Source organism: Stenotrophomonas sp. 115C5 (genome assembly GCF_056861055.1).
The window spans coordinates 217,891-236,458 of record NZ_JBSPUQ010000003.1; the positions used below are offsets into that span (position 1 = coordinate 217,891).

Consider the following 18,568-nt stretch of genomic DNA (forward strand, 5'->3'; position numbering starts at 1 on the left):
CAGGGCGCAGGTTCAATTGCACTGGCTGCGTTCGGGCAGGAGGTGTTCGGCCATGAAATCCACGAAGGCGCGTACACGTGGCTGCTGATGGCGATGGCTTGGCCAGAGGGCCCAGAAGGTGCTTCGCTCGGTGCTCCATGGGTCCAGAACGCTGACCAGCGCACCGCGGTCCAGCGCATCACGCGTGGCGAAGTCGGGCAGGCACGCAATGCCATGGCCATCGATGGCCATGTGCAGGATTGTCTCAAGATGATTGGCGGTCATTGCGGCAGTCAGCCGCGGCTCAATGCCTCCCTCCTGCACGGGCAGTGGCCAGCGTTCGAGCAAGCCGGTGCCGGGAAAGCGATGGAGAAGGCAGGCGTGGCCGCTCAGGTCATCCGGGTGCTGCGGCGTGCCGCGCTGGGCGAAGTACGCAGGGGCACCCACGCACAGCAGCCGGGTGCTGCCGAGGTTGCGGCCGTGCAGCCGGGAGTCGGCGGGGCTGCCGGTGCGGACAACAGCGTCGAAGCCTTCCTCGATGACATCGACCAGGCGGTCGCTGAAGTGCAGGTCGAGTTCGATGGCAGGGAAGCGGTGCGCAAACGCTGAAAGCACCGGCAGCATCAGCCCGCTGGCGAGTGGAAGACTGACTTTCAGGCGACCGCTGGGCGCGGCGTGGGCGTCGGTCAGTTCGCGCTCCGCCGCAGCAACCTCGAGCATGATGCGACGGCAGCGTTCAAGGAACTGCTCACCTTCGGCAGTGAGGCTGACACTGCGAGTATTGCGATTCAGCAGGCGGGCGCCCAGGCGCTCTTCCAGCCGGGCGATGGTCTTGCTTGCGGCCGAAGGGGTGATGCCACGCTGTCGTGCTGCGGCCGCGAAGCTGCGTGCCTCGGCAACCAGAACGAAGAGGCTGAGACCGGCAAAGCTGTCCATGACGTGGCCATTGATGACGTTTGTGTCATTAAAGCATGGACCGAATGAAGGATTTTTCCACAATAGCGTCGTCGATAGCATCAATGTGGTGGCGCTTGGCCACGCTGGAGCTTCATCGACATGTCTGTTGCCTCTGCTGAGACGGCCGGATCATCACGCTTTGGCGTGGTGCTGGCGGGCTGTCTGACGGCGCTCACCATTCCCTTGAGCATTGCCAGCCCCGCCGTGGGCATTCCTGCCATCCGGGATGCGCTGGGGGGTTCCCCTGCGGCGTTGTCCTGGATCATCAACGCCTACCTGTTGACCTACGGCTGCACCACCCTGGTGGCCGGTGGGCTGGCCGATCTGCATGGCAGGCGCCGGATCTGGATTCTGGGCGGCGCGTTGTTTGCGCTTGTCACCGGCCTGATTCCCTTGATGCCCGATGTGGCGTGGATCAATGCCCTGCGACTGCTTCAGGGGATGGCGGCATCGGCAGCGTTTGCGGGCGCGATGGCGTCGCTGGCGCAGGTGTTCGACGGCCAGGCGCGGGCCAGGGTGTTCAGCCTGATCGGCACCACCTTTGGTGCAGGGGCCGCAGGCGGTCCGCTGCTGGCAGGCGGGTTGATCGATGCGCTGGGCTGGGAATGGGTGTTCTTCCTGCCTGCGTTGCTGGCCGCCCTGACCGTACCGCTGGTCGCCATGTCATCCGTCGAATCGAGAAACGCCGGTTCGCCACGCCTGGATTGGCTGGGCGTCATCACCTTCATGCTGGCGCTGGGCTCACTCACCTACGCCATGATCGTGCTGCCGGAACGTGGCCTGTTGCAGCCGCAGACGCTGGTGCTGCTGGCGCTCTCGGTGGTGTTGCTGGGTGTGTTCATTGCCGTTGAGCGCTCCCATCGAACACCGCTGCTGGATCTTGGGCTGTTCCGCAACCGGCGTTTTGTTGGCGTGCAGATTCTGGCCGCTGCCCCTGCGTTCTCCTACGTCGTCCTTCTGGTCGTGCTGCCGGCTGGCTTCATCGGTGTTGAAGGACTGCGGCCCACCGAGGCTGGACTGGCGATGGCAACACTGTCTGCACCCTTGCTGGTTGTTCCCCTGGTTGCCGGTTACCTGCTGCGCTGGATTCCGGCGCGGACGCTGTGCTGTGCGGGCCTGCTGATCGGTGCACTTGGGCTGGCATGGTTGGCGCAGGTGTTCCAGATCCCGTCGGTGCGCTGGATGCCGATGCTGGTCATCGGAATCGGCATCGGCTTGCCCTGGGGGATCATGGATGGCCTGGCGGTCAGCGTGGTCGGCAAGGAGCAGGCAGGTATGGCCGCTGGCATCTTCAATGCGATGCGACTGGCAGGCGATTCCATTGCCCTCGCGCTTGTCGGCATCATGCTCTCGGCCCGGATCGGCGGGAGCGTAGCGCTCGAGACCGGCGTCGTGGCCCGCGCCGCTGTACACAGGCTGTCCATGGGCGACCTTGGCGGAACGGTGGAGGCGTTGCCCAGCGTTTCAAGAACGGTGCTGGCCCAGGCGTACATGGAGGCCGTCCGTGGCCAGCTGTTTGTCCTGGCGATGGCGACGGTGCTGACCGCCATCGTGCTTGGGTACCTGTTGCGCGAAGAGGTCGAGGCTGGCCTGCGCAGCGGTAGTCAGTAGCGCGGGTCGGCGATGGCCGGCAGCACCAGTTCGCGCACGAAGCCAGACGCTGACAACTGCAGCAACGCGCGCACCATTGCAACGACGTCATGCACCGGCACCAGCTCGCCGTCGCCGCGCGCTGCGGCCTCTGCAACCGGCACCGACAGTCCATCGTCGGTGTTGAGGTAGCCCAGCTGCAGGCTGGTCACCGCCAGGCGGCGATCGCGGAAGCCCTCGCGCAGTGCATCGGCGATGCCGTTGAGCGCGAACTTGGATGCGCCGAACGCCACTTCCGGGCGGCCGCTGCGTGGCAGCGCCGAGGTCGAGCCGGTCAGCACCAGCTGCGGGCGTGGTGCGCCCAGCACCCGCGGCAGCAGGCGCTGCAGCAGCACCAGGGTCGCGGTGATGTTGACGTCGACCAGTTGGGTGAGCGCCGCATCGCTCTCGTCGAGGAAGGCGTACTCGTCGCTGAAGGCGGTCTCTTCCCAGATGCCCAGGTTGTGGATCAGCACATCCAGATCGGCCGGTGCCTGCGCCGCGATGTGATTGGCAGCCAGGGTGGGCTGGGACAGATCGGCTTCGATCCACTGCAGGGTGACACCCTCGGGGCATTCAAGATCGCGTGGACGCTTGCGCGAAACGCCGATGACGGTGTCGCCCGCACTGCACAGGCCTTCCACGAACGCCCGACCCAGGCCCCTGCTGGCGCCGATGACCATCAATTTCATGTTGCTTCCTTGTTGTACTGCGGCAGCCTCAATCGACTGCCAGAACGGTGTCCCAGTCGGCGAACGCACGCAGGCCGCTGCGCTCGGCGGTAATGATCGAGGCGGTGTTGTCGAGCTGGCAACGGTACTGAGGCTGCAGCCCGGCCGCCTGCGCGGACACGGCCATGGCGTGTACCAACTGGCGCGCGTGCCCGCGACCGCGGGCCTCGGGCAGGGTCAGCACGCCCATGTCGGCCAGGGCCGGATCCAGGCCCCACGGGTACATGCTTCCCGCGGCAACCAACCGCTCGCCATCGAAGGCGCCGAACACCTGCCAGTGGTCCAGTTCAACCCAGGCCGCATCCAGATCCTCTTCGCTGGCGCTGGCCTGGAACACGTCGAACGCGGTGGCGTCGGCCGGGTCGAGACGGCGGATATATGGCGGTGCCGGGCGCTCGGCCAGGGCTGCAAGTTCTGCGGCATGGAAATAGAAGACGCGATCCGCACCATGCGTGCGCTGGCCGAGCTGCTGCAGGCGCTGTTGCAGCTGTGCCAGCGTCCAGTGCGGTTGCGCGTGCAGGTACAGGCGAGCGGCCAGTGCAGGGCGCAACAGTGCGCGTGCGGGGCCCGCGACTGGCTGCAGCAGCATGCCGTCCTCGCCCTCGTCGAGATCATCACTGCACGCCAGGCGCAGCATCCGATCGTTCTGCAACGTGCGAGCCCCGGCGAACACGCCGTGCCAGGCGGCATGAATCAACGGGGAGAAGGCATCATCCATGACAAAGTCTCGCTCAGTGTGCGGGCAGATCCACCTGCAGTCCGGCCGCCTTCCATTCCGGATAGCCGGCAGCGAGGCGCTGCGCGGTCAGTCCGGCCTCGCGCAGCTGCGTTACGGCAGCGCTTGAAAGCACGCAGTAGGGGCCGCGGCAGTACGCAACAATGTGGATGTCGCGCGGCAGTTCGTCCATCCGTTCGCGCAGTTCCGTAGCGGGAATGTTCAGCGCGCCGGGCAGGTGGCCCAGATCGAATTCCTCGCGCGGACGCACATCCAGCAGCACCACATCGCTTCGCCGCGCCAGCAGCTGCTCTACGGTCATCCCTTCCAGCGTGTCGCGGCGATGCACGCTGTCGGCGATCACGCCGTGCATCTCGCTGCGCTGATGGTCGGCATAGTCGCGTAGTGCGGCCAGCAGATTGCCCAGCGGGCCGTCACCACCGCGGTAGAGGATGCGCTTGCCATCACGGCGGGTCTGCACCAGGCCGGCGCGGCGCAGCTGCTGCAGATGCTGGGAGGTGTTGGCCACCGAGAGCCCGGTCAGCTCGGCCAGGCGTTCCACTGCGCGTTCGCCCTGGGCGACGTGCTCCAGCAGCGCGAGCCGATGGGCATGGCCGAGTGTGCGGGCGATCTCGGCCAGCGCCTCCAGCGGCGACGGCGGCAGGTGACTTGAAGCGTTCATGATCAGCACGCTACCATCGCTCTATCATTCAAGCAAATAATTGAAGGTATTCATCATGAACGGATCTTCGGCATTCCTGGCGGACGCGCTGGTGATCGGCGTTGGCGCCACCGCCGTGCTGGACCTGTGGTCGGTGCTGCAGCGCCGGGTGTTCGGCATTCCCACGCTGGACTTCGGGATGGTCGGCCGCTGGCTCGGCCATCTGCCACGCGGGCGCTTCCGCCACGAGGCGATCGGCCGGGCCGCGCCGGTAAAGGGGGAGCATGTGCTGGGTTGGTCGGCGCACTACCTGATCGGCGTGATCTTCGCGGCGGCACTCCTCGCGGTCGTCGGCGATGACTGGGTGCGGTCGCCAACGCTGTTGCCGGCACTGTTGTTCGGCATTCTGAGCATTGTCGCGCCGTTCTTCATCATGCAGCCCGGCATGGGCGCAGGCATTGCCGCGTCCAGGACGCCGGCACCGGTCAAGGCTCGCCTGCGCAGCCTGCTCGCACATTCGGTGTTCGGGCTGGGCATGTACCTTTCGGCATGCCTGTGGGCCATGGCCAGGGCCGGATGAGCGAGAATCCGTGGGGCCACCGACAACAGGAACACTCAGCAATGGATGCAATCCACGCAGGTAACCACGGCATGCCTTTGCCGCGAGCGTGGCAGCAGGGCTTGGCCGATGCCCGCATCGAGCGGCAGTCGATCGGCGTGTCGCGTGCGGATGTCGCGCGGGTGCATCGTCCTGGGCAGGCCGACGCCTTCCTGAAGTCGGAAGTGATCGACGCATTCAGTGAGCTGGGCGATGAGATCGCGCGCCTGCGCTGGCTGCAGGCACAGGGACAGCCGGCGCCGACGGTGATTGCTACAGCCGAAGAGGCGGGCCGGCGCTGGTTGCTGATGAGTGCGCTGCCCGGCCGTGATCTGGCCTCGTCGCCGGAACTGGCGCCGCAGCAACTGGTGGAACTGCTGGCCGACGCGCTGCGCGGCCTGCATGCGTTGCCGGTGGCAGCCTGTCCGTTCGACCAGCGACTGGCCTCGCGCCTGCAGGCCGCGCAGGTACGGGTCGAGGCGGGGCGTGTGGACGCCGATGACTTCGATGACGAACGCCTGGGCCAGCGTCCACGGCAGGTCTTCGCCGAAATGTGCAGCACCCGGCCCGATCATGAAGATCTGGTGGTCAGCCATGGCGATGCGTGCCTGCCGAACCTGATGGCGGTCGAGGGGCGTTTCAGTGGTTTCATCGACTGTGGGCGGCTGGGCGTGGCCGACCGCTACCAGGACCTGGCGCTGGCCGCGCGCAGCCTGGTCCACAATTTCGGCGACACGTGTTGGGTCGCGCCGCTGTTCCGGCGCTATGGCGTGGTGGCTGATGAGCGCCGGCTGGCGTTCTACAGGTTGCTCGACGAGTTCTTCTGAGCCCGCGCATGGCTGGCGATGGCCGCGCAGATCAGGCCACCGACCACGCTCAGGTGTTCCAGCGCGAAGAACAGCGCCAGCTGCTGTTCCGCGCCGTGCTTGGTCCAGAAGGTATGCACGATGACGATGGTCAGCAGCATGAACACCCCCAGCGCGCCGCTGCCCAGCCATAGCAGGCGATCAAGCAGCAGGCACAGTGAGCCGCCCAGCAGCACCACGGCGCTGGCGATGTTGAACAGCGCAGGCGGTTGAAGCCCGGCCGCCTGCATTTCGGCCACGCTGTTGTCCCATGCCAGCAGCTTGGCCAGACCCGAGGACAGGAACACCACGGCCAGCAGCAGTCGGGCGAGGAACCACAGCACGCGGCTGTCGAGCAGGGTGGAGATCATCCGTGGCATGCAGCAACTCCGGGTTGAGCGTTGGGCGGGGCGGGCAGCATCGGGCCTCAACAGCGGTTGAGGTCAAGGCTGCCTGAACGAAGCCCGGTGGTGGCCGGGTTACGATCTTCAAAATGGACGAACGTTCGTTCACTATTCGTGGCATGAGCAGAATCGACCGCAATGAGCAGCGCGTGACCCTGATCCTGCAGGCGGCACTGCAGTGCTTCGTCGCAAAGGGATTCCACCAGACCAGCATGCGTGACATCGCGCAGGCGGCCGGTGTCAGCCTGGGCAATCTCTACAACCACTTCCCGGGCAAGGAAGCGATCATCCTTGCAGTGGCGGTGGCCGAGAGCGAAGAACTGGCACCGTTGCTGCAGCGACTGGCCGCGTCCGATGGCGAGCGTGCACAGGTACTGGTTTTCCTTCAGGACTTCCACGCACTGTGCCGCCAGCCGGAATGGGCGACGCTTGCCGTCGAAGTGCTGGCCGAGAGTGCACGCAATCCAGCCGTGGCCGAGGCATTTGCGGCCAATCGCAGGCAATTGCAGATGACGCTGGCCGAAGCCATGCAGCAGGTGGCGCAGCGCGAGCGGCGGCGTCCCGTGCTGGCAGCGGCGCTACAGGCGCAGGTGCTGCTGGATGCCATCGAAAGCGATGCGCTGCGTCGGGGGCTGGGCGAAGCCTATGGCATCGATGAGGCATCGCTGGATCTTGGCCTGCTCGCGCTGCTGCTCGGGGCACGCGCATGAGCGCCGTTGACCGGCGATTGCACGGCCTTGATCTGGCGCGCTACCTGGCCTTGGCCGGCATGGTGCTGGTCAACTTCCGTCTAGCGATGGCCGTGCCGGCAGAGGGCGAGGGTTGGCTGGCAGGGTTCTTCCATCTGCTGGAAGGGAAAGCCTCGGCGACGTTCGTCACCCTGGCCGGTCTTGGCCTGGTGCTGGCCACGCAGCGGCAGGGGTGGTGGCCGGCCAGTGTGCAGACCTGGCGGCGCGCACTGTTCCTGATGGTGCTGGGCCTGCTCAACCTGACCTTGTTCCCGGCCGATATCCTTCACTACTACGCGGTGTATTTCGCGTTGGCCGTGCTGTGGCTGCGTGCCTCGCCGCAGGTATTGTTGGCCAGCATCGTGGGCCTGGCGGCCTGTTCGTTCTGGGCATTGCTGCACTGGGACTACAGCCAGGGATGGAACTGGCAGACGCTGGAATACGCCGACCTGTGGCAATGGCCGGGCGCGGCCCGCAACCTGCTGTTCAACGGCTTCCATCCGCTGCTGCCGTGGCTGTGCTTCTTCCTGCTGGGGATGCTGCTGGCGCGCCTGCAACTGTCGCAGTCGCGGGTCCAGCGTGCGCTGCTGGTGCTGGGCCTGCTGCTGATCGCGGCCGGACATGGCATGCAGCAGCTTGCGCAGGGAACGCCCTGGCAGGCGTGGCTGGGAACGCAGCCAATGCCGCCGGGGCCGGCCTACGTACTCACGGGTGCGGGTGCGGCGTGCAGTGTCATTGCCGCCTGCCTGTGGCTGACGCGTGCGCGACCGGGGGACTGGCTGGAGCCGTTCACCGCGGCCGGGCGCATGACCCTGACCCTCTACGTCGGCCATATCCTGCTGGGCATGGGCACGCTGGAAAGCCTGGGCCTGCTCGATGGCAGTGCATCGCTGGCGTCGGTGCTGCTGTGGGCACTGCTGTTCCTGATGCTGGCGACGGGCGCGGCATGGCTGTGGTCGTGGCAGTTCGCGCGCGGCCCGCTGGAGGCGGTGATGCGGCGCATCGCAGGCTAGTTCTCTGGTCGTGCCGAGGCGATGTTGTGACGGACATGTCTGTGTCGTGGCGAGTGCATCTGCGATAGTGGCGGCAGGTAACACTTTCCGCTTGCATCCATGTCATTCGCTTCGGCGCAGCATCTCGGCGAAGTCCTGCAACAATCCTATGGCATCACCCCCACCGCCGTGGTGCCACGCCCGGTGGGTGCCGACGCCAATGCCAGCGTGTATCGCGTCGATGCGCGGCACGGGCAGTGGTGGTTGAAATGCCGCACCTACCAGGTTGCCCCCGCAGTGTGGGACAGCCTGCATTGGATGCGCGGCACGCTGGGCATCGATGAGATCGTCGCGCCGTGGCCGGCACTGACCGGTGGTGCGTCGGTGCAGCGTTGGGGATTGCAGTTCACCCTGTTCCCTTATGTGGAAGGCCAGTCCGGGTTCGAGGCGGCGTTGAGCCGCACGCAGTGGAAACGGCTGGGGGAGGTGCTGCGGCGCCTGCACGGCGCGCAGCTGCCAGCGGACCTGCAGCAGGCGCTGCCGATCGTACGGCTGGAAACCGCGGCGCTGGAAACCGTTGGGCAATGGCTGGCTGGCGAGGGCCTGGCGGCCGCGAAGGATGGGCTGGGTCGCGCCTTCGTTTCGGTATGGGACCGGCAGCATGCGCGCATCGCGGCGCTGCATGCGCAGGCACGGGAGCTGCTCGCGGCATTGCAGGACGTGCCGGTAGACCTGCATCTGTGCCACACCGATCTGCATGCCGGCAACCTGCTGATGGGCAATGACGGGGGCCTGCACCTGATTGACTGGGATGGCCTGTCGCTGGCACCGCGCGAGCGCGACCTGATGTTCATCGGTGCGGCTGTTGGCGGGCGCTGGGGGCGTGAGAATCCGTTGGGCTTCGAGGACGGCTACGGCAGCGACCGCGGCGACCCGCGCTGGATCGCCTGGTACCGGCACTGGCGCATTCTCCAGGACCTGATCGAGTTCCAGCAGGTGCTGTTGGGCAGCGATGGTGAGGAGCGTTCGCCGCAACTGCGCAGGCAGTCACTGCATTACCTGGGCGAGCAGTTCGCGCCGGGCAATGTGTTCGATGCGGCGGAGCGGGTGTATCGCGGGCTGTAGATCCACGCCATGCGTGGATGAACCCTGCGCGCTCAGTCAACGGTGGAGGCGCGAAGAGCAGCCGAGCGTAGGCTCGGCTCTACAGAGGAGTGCAGCGTCATCCACGTGTGGCGTGGATCTACTCGGCGGGCTTGGCCGCTGCCGAGGCCGCTGCACTTGCGGCACGCCGCGACAGTACGGCTTCGCGGTGGGCGATGTAGGCGTTCGCGGCGAGGATGATGCCGGCACCGATGATCGTCCAGCGGTCCACCGTTTCGTTGAACAGCAGCCAGCCGCACAGCGTCACCAGCGGCAGCTGCAGGAAGCTGATCGGGGTCAGCGCCGAGACTTCGCCCAGGCGCAGCGCCCGCGTCCACAGCAGCTGGCCGACAGTGCCGAGCACGCCGGTGGCCAGCAGCCACAGCCAGGCGATGCCGGTGGGCCAGACCCAGACGAACAGGGCAGGAACCAGCGACAGCGGCACCCAGAACACGTAGGTATAGAGCACCACGGTATCGGCGCTGTCGATACGGGTCAGCTGCTTGATCTGGATCGCCACCAGCGAGCTGAGCACGGCCGCACCGACAGCGACCAGGCTGCCAGCCGTGAAGCCAGCGGTGCCCGGGCGGACGATCACCAGCACGCCGATGAAGCCGACCACCACTGCAGCCCAGCGCCGTACGCGCACGGTCTCGCCCAGCCACAGCACGGCGGCGATGGTGACGAACAACGGCGTGGAGTACGACAGCGAAACCGCCTGCGCCAACGGCAGGTGGCCCAGCGCCCAGAACGCGCATAGCATCGAGCCCAGCCCGATCGCACTGCGCACGAAATAGCGCGGCAGCTGCTGGGTCTTCAGCGGCGCGTGGCCGGGGCGCAGCAGCATCGGCAGCAACGCGAGCAGGCCAAAGGCATTGCGGAAGAACGCCACTTCCTGGGTCGGCACGTAGCGCGTGGCATAGCGGATGGCCACCGCCATCAGGCCAAATGCCATGGTGCTGCCGAGCATCAGCAGCGCCGCCCGCATCGGGGTGGCGCTGGGGGAGAGGGCGGGGCTGTTCACCACTGTGCGCCGAGCAGGCGGGGCTCCGGTTCGATCGGTACGCCGAACTTCTCCAGCACCGAAGCGGAGATGCGTCGCGCCAGCGCCAGCAGTTCAGCACCGGTGGCGTTGCCGTGGTTGACCAGCACGAGTGCGTGGCTTGGCGCCACGCCGGCATCGCCTTCGCGGAAGCCCTTCCAACCGCAGGACTCGATCATCCATGCCGCCGAGACCTTGCGCTTGCCGTCCTGGTCGGACGGGAACACCGGCAGTTCGGGGAAGTGCTGCAGCAGCACGTCGACCTGTTCCAGCGGCAGCACCGGGTTCTTGAAGAAGCTGCCGGCGTTGCCCAGTACATCCGGGTCGGGCAGCTTGCGGCGGCGGATCGCGATCACCGCGTTTGCCACGTCCACCGCGCTCGGCAGTTCCACGCCCTGTGCCTGCAGTTCCTCGCGGATGCCGGCGTAGTCCATGCGCAGATCGTGCAGCAGCGGCAGCTTGAGCTCGATGGCGGTGATCAGGTAGCGATCAGGCTGTTGCTTGAACACGCTGTCGCGGTAGGCGAAGCCACACTGTTCGTTGTCCAGCCGCACCCAGCCCTGCGCCTGGCAGTCCCAGGCCTCGACGGCCTGGATGAATTCGCCGACCTGCGCGCCGTAGGCGCCGATGTTCTGGATCGGCGCGGCACCGGCGGTGCCGGGAATCAACGCCAGGTTTTCCAGGCCGGACAGGCCTTCCTGCAGCGACCACATCACCAGGCCATGCCAGGGCACGCCGGCGCCGGCGCGGATCACCGCATGGTCGGCGCGGTGTTCCAGGAAACTGATGTCGCGGTTGCCGAACACCAGCACGGTGCCGGGCAGGTCCTCGGCGATCAGTACGTTGCTGCCGCTGCCCAGTACCAACAGCGGGCCGTTGGCTACCTCGGGCAGCGCGAGCACTTCCGGCAGCAGGGTGGCGTCGTGCAGTTCCAGCAGCTGCGCGGCGCTGGCCTGCACGTGGAAGGTGTTCAGCGCCTGCAGCGGTGCATTGCGGGTGAGCGTCCAGCGCAGCGGGGCGTTGCCGTCGACGGTATCCATGGGCGCGCTCATAGTGGGGCCACCGCGCCGCGGCTCGGCGCTTCGCGGCGGCGACGGATTGCCTCCACGCATTCGGAGACCAGCGCCGGGCCTCGGAAGATCAGGCCGCTGTAGCACTGCACCAGCGCCGCACCGGCGGCCATCTTGGCCACCGCATCGGCACCGGACAGGATGCCGCCGACACCGATCAGCGGTACCGATTCGGGCAGGCGCGAACGCAGGCGGCGCAGCACCAGCGTGGACTGCTCCAGCACCGGCGCGCCGGACAGGCCGCCGGCCTCGTTGGCCAGCGGATCGCCTGCCACCTTGCTGTGGTCGATGGTGGTGTTGGTGGCGATCACGCCGTCCACCTGCAGCTCGCCCAGCACGCGGGCAGCGGCATCGATGTCGCGCTCGCTGAGGTCCGGCGCCACCTTCACCAGCATCGGCACGCGGCGGCCGTGGCGGGCTGCAAGGTCTTCCTGGCGGTCACGCAGCTGGCTGACCAGCTGTCGCAGCGCGGTTTCTTCCTGCAGTTCACGCAGGCCGGCGGTGTTGGGCGAGGAGATGTTGACGGTGATGTAGTCGGCCAGCGGATAGACCTTGTCCAGGCAGGCGATGTAATCGTCCACGGCCTGTTCGTTGGGGGTGTCCTTGTTCTTGCCGATGTTGATGCCGAGCAGGCCGCGGCGGTTGCGCGCGCGCTCGACGTTGCGCACCAGCGCGTCCACGCCCGCATTGTTGAAGCCCATGCGGTTGACGATCGCGTTGTGCTTCGGCAGGCGGAACAGACGCGGCTGCGGATTGCCGGCCTGCGGACGCGGCGTGATGGTGCCGATCTCGACGAAGCCGAAGCCCAGCGCGAACAATGCATCGATGTGCTCGCCATTCTTGTCCAGGCCGGCAGCGAGGCCGACCGGATTGGGGAAGGTCAGCCCGAACACGGTGCTCGGCATCGGCGCGATGCGTGCGGCCAGCAGCGGCGTGGTGCCGGTGCGATAGGCCAGGTCCAGTGCGGACAGGCCGAGGCCGTGGGCGCGCTCGGCGTCGAGCGAGAACAGGAAGGGGCGGGCAAGCGAATACATGCGTCGGTTCAGTCCAGCGTGCCGAGGAAGGCTCGGGTTCGATATTCAAAGGCGACCTGGCCGTCGACCGCGTGGGCGGCGAACAGGTCCTGCAGGGCGGCGATCATCGGCGCGTGGCGCGGATGACCGGATTGCGGGGCATAGGAGGAGGACAGCAGGCGCCCGCGCAGCGCATCGAAGTCCAGATACTGCACGTTCGTCAGCTCCACCATGCCGCGCAGGCCGGGGCCGAACCACGCCTGCATGGTGGCGTCGTCCTGGTAGCGCTCGGCCACCGCGGTGTAGTCGGTGCCGTAGTCCAGCAGCAGCTGTTCGTAGCCGATCAGGAACGGGCTGGCATCGAGCAGGCGCGAGTTCCAGTAGATCAGTGCCAGGCCACCCGGACGCAGGATGCGCTGCCACTCGGCGCGCACCGCCACGGTATCGAACCAGTGGAAGGCCTGCGCAACGCTGACCAGGTCAACGCTGGCATCGTTCAGCCCGGTGGCCTCGGCGCGGCCATCGACTGCGCTGAACCGTGGGTACTGCGGTGCGAGCCATTCCTCGGCGGCGCCGCGCATGGCCGCATTCGGTTCAACGGCAACCACCGGATGGCCGGTGGCCAGGAACAGGCGGCTGGAGATGCCGGTGCCGGCGCCGATGTCGGCGACCACGGCCTCGTGGCTGACGCCCATCGGGCCATGCAGCCACTCCAACAGGGCGGGCGGGTAATCGGGCCGGTAGCGGACGTAGTCGCCGACGCGGCTGCTGAAGCGTTCAGTGCTGTCGGAAGTGGTCATGATGATCAGTTCGACATCGCGGCGAGCCAGGCCAGGCCGCCGAAGAACAGGATGAAGACCAGGATGGCGGCGATCACGGCGCCGACCATCACCCAGCCCAGCACCAGGCCGGTGACGGCCAGGCCATCGCCTTCCAGTTCATGCGGGCGGCGGCGGATCTCGGCGCGGGCCATGTGGCCGGTGATGATGGCCACGATGCTGGCCACGAAGGGCAGGACGGTCCAGCTGGCGATGCCCATGACCAGGCTGACCACGGCCAGGGCGCTTGTCTGTCGGGGTGCCACGCTCATCGGGGTCCTCCTTGGCAGTGTGCACATGATAGTGCCTCTGCCCGGGCAATCCCATGGGCAGTGCCCTGTAGAGCCGAGCCCATGCTCGGCTGAACTCTGGGCCGATGCGGTATGGACCGCGCTTTGCGCGCAAGCCGAGCATGGGCTCGGCTCTACAAATTCAGCCCATCAACACCTGGCCGCCGTCCACATTGAGTACGTGCCCGGTAATCCAGCGCGCCAGCGGCGAGCACAGGAACAGGGCAGCGTCGGCGATCTCGCGCGGGTGGCCGAAGCGGCCGAACGGGATCTTCGCCAGGGTGCCGTGGTACAGCGCAGGATCTTCGGTGCGGCGGCGGTCCCACAGACCGTCATCGAATTCGATCGAGCCCGGGGCGATAGCATTGACCCGGATCCGGTCCTTGGCCAGCGCCAGTGCCTGCGAGGTGGTGTAGTGCGACAGCGCGGCCTTGGCGGCAGCGTAGGGCGCGCCACCGGGACGCGGCTGCTGTGCGGCGATCGAGGACAGGTTGAGGATGCAGGCATCGCTGGATGCGCGCAGCCACGGCAGTGCCAGGCGCGAGGCCCGCACCGCCGCCATCAGGTCGATCTGCAGGCTGGCGGCCCAGCCCTCTTCGTCATCCGCCATGCCGTAGCCGGTGGCGTTGTTGACCAGCACGTCGATACCGCCGAGCGCATCGGCGGCGGACTGCAGCCAGGCTTGGATCTGGTTGGCTTCGCCCAGATCGGCAGCGAAGGCGTGCAGCCCGATGCCCTGCGCCTGCGCATCGGCACGCAGGGCATCCAGGCCGGCCTGGCCGCGAGCGCAGACTGATACCTGCGCTCCGGTGCCGGCAAATGCCAGCGCCATCTCACGGCCAATGCCCTTGCTGCCACCGGCGATGAGCACGCGGCGGCCGGTGAAATCAATCACCGGCTTGCCACCCTGTAGAGCCGAGCCATGCTCGGCTGCATTTCCTGCGGTGTTCATGGCACATCCTGCCGAGCATGGCCCGGCACTACAGAAAGCGTTACAGGTCGAACTTGATGCCCTGGGCCAGCGGCAGCGAATCCGAATAGTTGATGGTGTTGGTCTGGCGGCGCATGTAGACCTTCCACGCATCCGAGCCGGACTCGCGGCCACCGCCGGTGTCCTTCTCGCCACCGAAGGCGCCGCCGATCTCCGCACCGGACGTGCCGATGTTGATGTTGGCGATGCCGCAGTCGCTGCCGGCGGCCGACAGGAACTTCTCGGCGGTCTTCAGGTTCTGGGTGAAGATCGACGAGGACAGGCCCTGCGGCACGCCGTTCTGCATGTCGATGGCTTCGTCGAGGCTGTCGTACGGCATCACGTACAGGATCGGCGCAAAGGTCTCGTGCTGGACCACGGCATCGCTGTTCTTCAGGCCGGAGACGATCGCCGGCAGCACGAAGTTGCCGGCGCGGTCGATGCGGGTGCCACCGGTCTCGATGGTGCCGCCGGCGGCCTTGGCCTGGGCGATGGCATCGAGGAACTGCTGCACGGCGCCGTCGCTGTTCAGCGGGCCCATCAGGTTGGCGGCATCGGTCGGGTCGCCGATCTTGCCTTCCACCTGCTTGTAGGCCTTGACCAGGGTGGCCAGCACGTCGGCGTAGATCGAGCGGTGCACGATCAGGCGGCGGGTGGTGGTGCAGCGCTGGCCGGCGGTGCCGACGGCGCCGAACACGATGCCCGGCACGGCCAGCTTCAGGTCGGCGGTTTCGTCCAGGATGATGGCGTTATTGCCACCCAGTTCCAGCAGGCAGCGGCCGAGGCGGCGTGCGACCTTTTCGTTGACGGTGCGGCCGACCTGGGTTGAACCGGTGAAGCTGATCAGCGGCACGCGACGGTCATCGACCATCTTCTCCGACAGCGCGGTGCCGGCATCGTTGATCAGGAAGAAGATGTCCGGGAAACCGGCTTCGCGCAGGGCGTCGTTGCAGATCTTCAGTGAGGCGATGGCGGTCAGCGGCGTCTTGTTGGACGGCTTCCAGATGCAGACGTCGCCGCAGATGGCGGCCAGGAACGAGTTCCAGCTCCACACCGCCACCGGGAAGTTGAAGGCAGAGATGATGCCGACCAGGCCCAGCGGGTGGTACTGCTCATACATGCGGTGGCCGGGGCGCTCGGAATGCATGGTGTAGCCGTACAGCATGCGGCTCTGGCCCACGGCGAAATCGGCGATGTCGATCATCTCCTGCACTTCGCCATCGCCTTCCGGCTTGCTCTTGCCCATTTCCAGGGCAACCAGCGAACCCAGGGCGTCCTTGTGCTTGCGCAGTGCTTCGCCGCACAGGCGCACGGCTTCGCCGCGGCGCGGGGCCGGCGTGGTGCGCCAGATCTTGAAGGCTTCCTGGGCGCGGGCGACGACGGTCTCGTACTCGGCCTCGGTGGTCGCGCGGACCTGCGCGATCGGCTCGCCGGTGGTCGGGTTGACCGGGGTGATCAGCTCACCGCTGGTCGCGCTCGACCACTCCCCGTTGCCCAGGTACGTGCCAGCGTTGATCGCGTCCAGGCCAAGGGACTTGAGCAGCTCGGAAGACATGCAGACTCCTGTGTTTCGTTACGTTGTTTGGCGCCATCGCGGGCAGGTGGGGGACGCGATGAACAGAACCGCCGATGGTAGCAGAGGGTGGTGGTGGGGCTTTGGTGCGGTGCGGGGTGGGTTGAGCGCCAGTGAACCGACATGAAGTGCGCAATGACGTTCATTTATTGACGCTAAATGACGCATGTTGATGCAAATTGACACATTGGAAATTGTCAATATTTTCAATTGGATGGGGTGATTTCATGGCATTCGTCCGAGCCTGTGCCCAGTCGGAATTCCTATCTTTTGGCCCAGACTTCATCCACAATTCCTCCACATTTGATTGACACAACCTCGACGATTCCGTGCTGGCTGGGGAGTCCGCGCACGTGGACGCAGACAATTCCGCGTCCCGTCGAGCCGAAAATGGAGAAGTGCGTTGCTACAGGGATCAGTAGAAGACCTTTCCGCAGAGCGGGCCCGGGCTGGCCGCCGCCGCGTCGAAGCCCGGGCTGCCTTGGAGTTGGGGCTACGCCTGGGCGACATGTTGCTACTGCCAGGCATGGCAGTGCTTTCCCATATCGTGTTGTATGGAGCAGCTGCGCCGGACTCCTCCCAGCGAATCGTGTTTGGCGCGGTGATTCTCAGCGCCATCGTGTGTTTCTCCGTGGCGCCGCTGTATCGGAACTGGCGCATCCGGGGGCTGCTCGCTGACCTCTGGCTGCTGTTGCTGGCGTGGTCTGCCACCTTTGCGCTGTTTTCGCTCTACGTCGTGCTGGTTGGGCTTGCCGACGTGGTGCCCTCGACATGGCTGATTGGCTGGTACGCCTTTGGTCTGGCATCGATGGCGGCGCTGCGCGTATTGCTGAGAGTGCAGTTGCATCGCCTGCGCTCGCGCGGAATGGACCACGAGCGCATCCTGCTGGTTGGGCTAAGGGCTCCCGCTTTGAGGCTGCATCGCCTGCTGCGCGGGAAGCCAGAGCTTGGCAAGGACGTCATCGGCTACTTTGCCAGTGCGGGCGATATCGCCACCCGCCGCGGAGGGGACGCGCCGTGCAGGCTGGGGCGACTGGAAGACGTCCCGCAGTACATGGATCAGCACCGCGGCGAATTCGATCAGGTATGGGTGTCTCTGCCGATGGGGCATGCTGGCGCCATCAAGGACATGCTTAAGCAGATCGAGCGTTTTCCGGTGCCTGTGCGTCTGATTCCTGATACCACGGGCCTTGGGGCGCTGAACCCTGGTGTGCACCAGGTGGGTGATGTGCCGATGATCGGTGTACGCCAAGGCTTGGTTGATCATCGATTCCGCTTGTTCAAGCGCGTCGAGGACATCATGGTTGCAGGCGTGGCAGTAATCCTGCTGGCGCCTTTGTTTGCCGTGTTGGCCATTGGTGTGAAGCTGAGTTCTCCGGGGCCGGTGCTGTTCCGCCAGAAGCGCCATGGACTGGGCGGAAAGGAATTCTGGATGCTCAAGTTCCGCTCCATGCGCGTACATGCAGAGGGCGCCGGGCAGATCACCCAGGCGACGCGCGGTGATCCGCGAGTGACCCGGTTCGGTGCGTTCCTGCGTCGCAGCAGCCTGGATGAGCTGCCACAGTTCTTCAATGTGCTGGGCGGTAACATGTCGGTGGTTGGGCCGCGACCGCACGCGATTCAGCATAACAATCACTACGAGCGTGTGATCGAGCGCTACATGCATCGCCACTATGTGAAGCCGGGGATTACCGGCTGGGCGCAGGTCCACGGATTGCGTGGTGAGACACCGGAGTTGCGCTCGATGAAGAAGCGGGTCCAGTACGACATTGATTACATCCGGCGCTGGAGTCCGACGCTGGACGTACGGATCATTTTGATGACGGCCTTCAAAGTGCTGGGCCAGAAATCGGCATACTAGGCGAGGCTGCTGCCGGCATGTGGCGGCACGCTCGGATGGAAGTGCCCGGTCTGTAGGGGCGGCCAGGTGTTGCGTGCCATGTATTGAAGAATTGATGGAAGCCGTTGTCCGTGTTCAAGAATATTCTGGTTGTGTGTGTCGGCAACATCTGCCGTAGTCCGTCGGCGGAAGTGATGCTGCGTGAGGCTGTGAGCGGCAGGGGCATCACGGTGTCCTCGGCCGGGCTGGGGGCCCTGGTCAATCATGGTGTGGATGCCACCGCGCAGGCGCTGTTGACCGAGCATGGCCTGGATGGCAGCAGCCATCGTGCGCGGCAGATCGACCGCGGCATCCTGGCAGCTTCGGATCTGGTGCTGGTGATGGAGCGCAAGCATGTCCATCGCATCATCGAAATCGCGCCGGAGGCGTCGGGCAAGACCTTCCTGCTGGGAAAGTGGCAGTCCGATCGCGAGATTCCCGATCCCTATCGCCAGCAGCGTGCTGCATTCGAGCACGTCTACACGCTGATGGATGAGGGGGTGAAGAGCTGGGTGCGTTACCTTTGATTGC

Annotated in this window: 20 protein-coding genes; 8 read left to right on the plus strand and 12 right to left on the minus strand. The window is 66.1% G+C overall.

What is annotated here, in order from left to right:
- Positions 1–12: 12 nt before the first annotated feature.
- Positions 13–915, minus strand: a complete 903-nt coding sequence (locus tag AC13FN_RS06195; RefSeq protein ID WP_482995101.1) for a LysR substrate-binding domain-containing protein — start codon at positions 913–915, stop codon at positions 13–15.
- A 120-nt stretch (positions 916–1,035) separates the two neighbouring features.
- Here AC13FN_RS06195 and AC13FN_RS06200 point away from each other — a divergent pair, with 120 nt between their 5' ends.
- Complete coding sequence (locus AC13FN_RS06200) at positions 1,036–2,547, plus strand: MFS transporter (protein WP_482984830.1); 1,512 nt, start codon at positions 1,036–1,038, stop codon at positions 2,545–2,547.
- Here the strand turns inward: AC13FN_RS06200 and AC13FN_RS06205 are convergent.
- From AC13FN_RS06205 to AC13FN_RS06215, 3 genes are read right to left on the minus strand one after another with little or no spacing between them, the layout of a single operon-like run.
- Positions 2,541–3,257, minus strand: coding sequence for an SDR family NAD(P)-dependent oxidoreductase (locus AC13FN_RS06205; protein WP_313296339.1), 717 nt, complete (start codon positions 3,255–3,257; stop codon positions 2,541–2,543). The genes AC13FN_RS06200 and AC13FN_RS06205 overlap by 7 nt on opposite strands.
- Before the next feature lie 28 nt (positions 3,258–3,285).
- Positions 3,286–4,014, minus strand: coding sequence for a GNAT family N-acetyltransferase (locus AC13FN_RS06210; protein WP_482984829.1), 729 nt, complete (start codon positions 4,012–4,014; stop codon positions 3,286–3,288).
- 13 nt (positions 4,015–4,027) lie between these two features.
- A complete protein-coding gene (locus AC13FN_RS06215) occupies positions 4,028–4,693 on the minus strand; it encodes an ArsR/SmtB family transcription factor (protein ID WP_482984828.1) in 666 nt (221 codons plus the stop codon).
- 55 nt (positions 4,694–4,748) lie between these two features.
- On the opposite strand from AC13FN_RS06215, the gene AC13FN_RS06220 reads away from it, so the two are divergent.
- Together AC13FN_RS06220 and AC13FN_RS06225 are read left to right on the plus strand one after the other, a co-directional pair.
- Complete coding sequence (locus tag AC13FN_RS06220) at positions 4,749–5,252, plus strand: DUF2938 domain-containing protein (protein ID WP_482984827.1); 504 nt, start codon at positions 4,749–4,751, stop codon at positions 5,250–5,252.
- A 41-nt stretch (positions 5,253–5,293) separates the two neighbouring features.
- A complete protein-coding gene (locus AC13FN_RS06225; RefSeq protein WP_482984826.1) occupies positions 5,294–6,097 on the plus strand; it encodes an APH(3')-II family aminoglycoside O-phosphotransferase in 804 nt (267 codons plus the stop codon).
- Here the strand turns inward: AC13FN_RS06225 and AC13FN_RS06230 are convergent.
- A complete protein-coding gene (locus AC13FN_RS06230) occupies positions 6,070–6,495 on the minus strand; it encodes a DoxX family protein (protein WP_482984825.1) in 426 nt (141 codons plus the stop codon). The two genes, AC13FN_RS06225 and AC13FN_RS06230, sit on opposite strands and share 28 nt — an antisense overlap.
- Positions 6,496–6,638: 143 nt before the next feature.
- Here AC13FN_RS06230 and AC13FN_RS06235 point away from each other — a divergent pair, with 143 nt between their 5' ends.
- The 3 genes from AC13FN_RS06235 to AC13FN_RS06245 all read left to right on the plus strand — a co-directional run bounded on the left by AC13FN_RS06235 (position 6,639) and on the right by AC13FN_RS06245 (position 9,364).
- On the plus strand, positions 6,639–7,229 hold the full coding sequence (locus AC13FN_RS06235) for a TetR/AcrR family transcriptional regulator (RefSeq protein ID WP_482984824.1): 591 nt from the start codon (positions 6,639–6,641) through the stop codon (positions 7,227–7,229).
- A complete protein-coding gene (locus tag AC13FN_RS06240) occupies positions 7,226–8,260 on the plus strand; it encodes a DUF418 domain-containing protein (protein WP_482984823.1) in 1,035 nt (344 codons plus the stop codon). The genes AC13FN_RS06235 and AC13FN_RS06240 overlap by 4 nt, the downstream gene beginning before the upstream one ends.
- A 99-nt stretch (positions 8,261–8,359) precedes the next feature.
- The gene (locus AC13FN_RS06245; protein ID WP_482984822.1) at positions 8,360–9,364 is read left to right on the plus strand and encodes a phosphotransferase; all 1,005 of its coding nucleotides are present in this window, start codon (positions 8,360–8,362) and stop codon (positions 9,362–9,364) included.
- Between the two features lie 118 nt (positions 9,365–9,482).
- Here the strand turns inward: AC13FN_RS06245 and AC13FN_RS06250 are convergent, their stop codons facing one another.
- From AC13FN_RS06250 to amaB, 7 genes are all read right to left on the minus strand, one after another.
- Positions 9,483–10,370: a DMT family transporter gene (locus tag AC13FN_RS06250; protein ID WP_312391495.1), complete on the minus strand. Its 888-nt coding sequence runs from the start codon at positions 10,368–10,370 to the stop codon at positions 9,483–9,485.
- A gap of 32 nt (positions 10,371–10,402) precedes the next feature.
- On the minus strand, positions 10,403–11,464 hold the full coding sequence (gene murB, locus AC13FN_RS06255; RefSeq protein ID WP_482984821.1) for a UDP-N-acetylmuramate dehydrogenase: 1,062 nt from the start codon (positions 11,462–11,464) through the stop codon (positions 10,403–10,405).
- An 8-nt stretch (positions 11,465–11,472) separates the two neighbouring features.
- Entirely contained in the window at positions 11,473–12,528 is a 1,056-nt protein-coding gene (locus tag AC13FN_RS06260; RefSeq protein WP_482984820.1) for a quinone-dependent dihydroorotate dehydrogenase, read from the minus strand.
- An 8-nt stretch (positions 12,529–12,536) separates the two neighbouring features.
- A complete protein-coding gene (locus AC13FN_RS06265; RefSeq protein WP_478410917.1) occupies positions 12,537–13,307 on the minus strand; it encodes a class I SAM-dependent methyltransferase in 771 nt (256 codons plus the stop codon).
- Between the two features lie 5 nt (positions 13,308–13,312).
- Positions 13,313–13,597 (minus strand): DUF4190 domain-containing protein, encoded by a 285-nt coding sequence (locus AC13FN_RS06270; RefSeq protein WP_010484694.1) that lies wholly within the window; start codon positions 13,595–13,597, stop codon positions 13,313–13,315.
- Positions 13,598–13,757: 160 nt separating this feature from the next.
- On the minus strand, positions 13,758–14,567 hold the full coding sequence (locus AC13FN_RS06275) for an SDR family NAD(P)-dependent oxidoreductase (RefSeq protein ID WP_482984819.1): 810 nt from the start codon (positions 14,565–14,567) through the stop codon (positions 13,758–13,760).
- A gap of 40 nt (positions 14,568–14,607) precedes the next feature.
- Positions 14,608–16,140, minus strand: coding sequence for an L-piperidine-6-carboxylate dehydrogenase (amaB, locus tag AC13FN_RS06280; protein ID WP_049436290.1), 1,533 nt, complete (start codon positions 16,138–16,140; stop codon positions 14,608–14,610).
- Between the two features lie 526 nt (positions 16,141–16,666).
- Between amaB and AC13FN_RS06285 the strand changes: the two genes are divergently transcribed.
- The gene (locus AC13FN_RS06285; protein ID WP_228355267.1) at positions 16,667–18,019 is read left to right on the plus strand and encodes an undecaprenyl-phosphate glucose phosphotransferase; all 1,353 of its coding nucleotides are present in this window, start codon (positions 16,667–16,669) and stop codon (positions 18,017–18,019) included.
- Between the two features lie 110 nt (positions 18,020–18,129).
- Entirely contained in the window at positions 18,130–18,564 is a 435-nt protein-coding gene (locus AC13FN_RS06290; protein WP_029550852.1) for a low molecular weight protein-tyrosine-phosphatase, read from the plus strand.
- Positions 18,565–18,568: the final 4 nt, after the last annotated feature.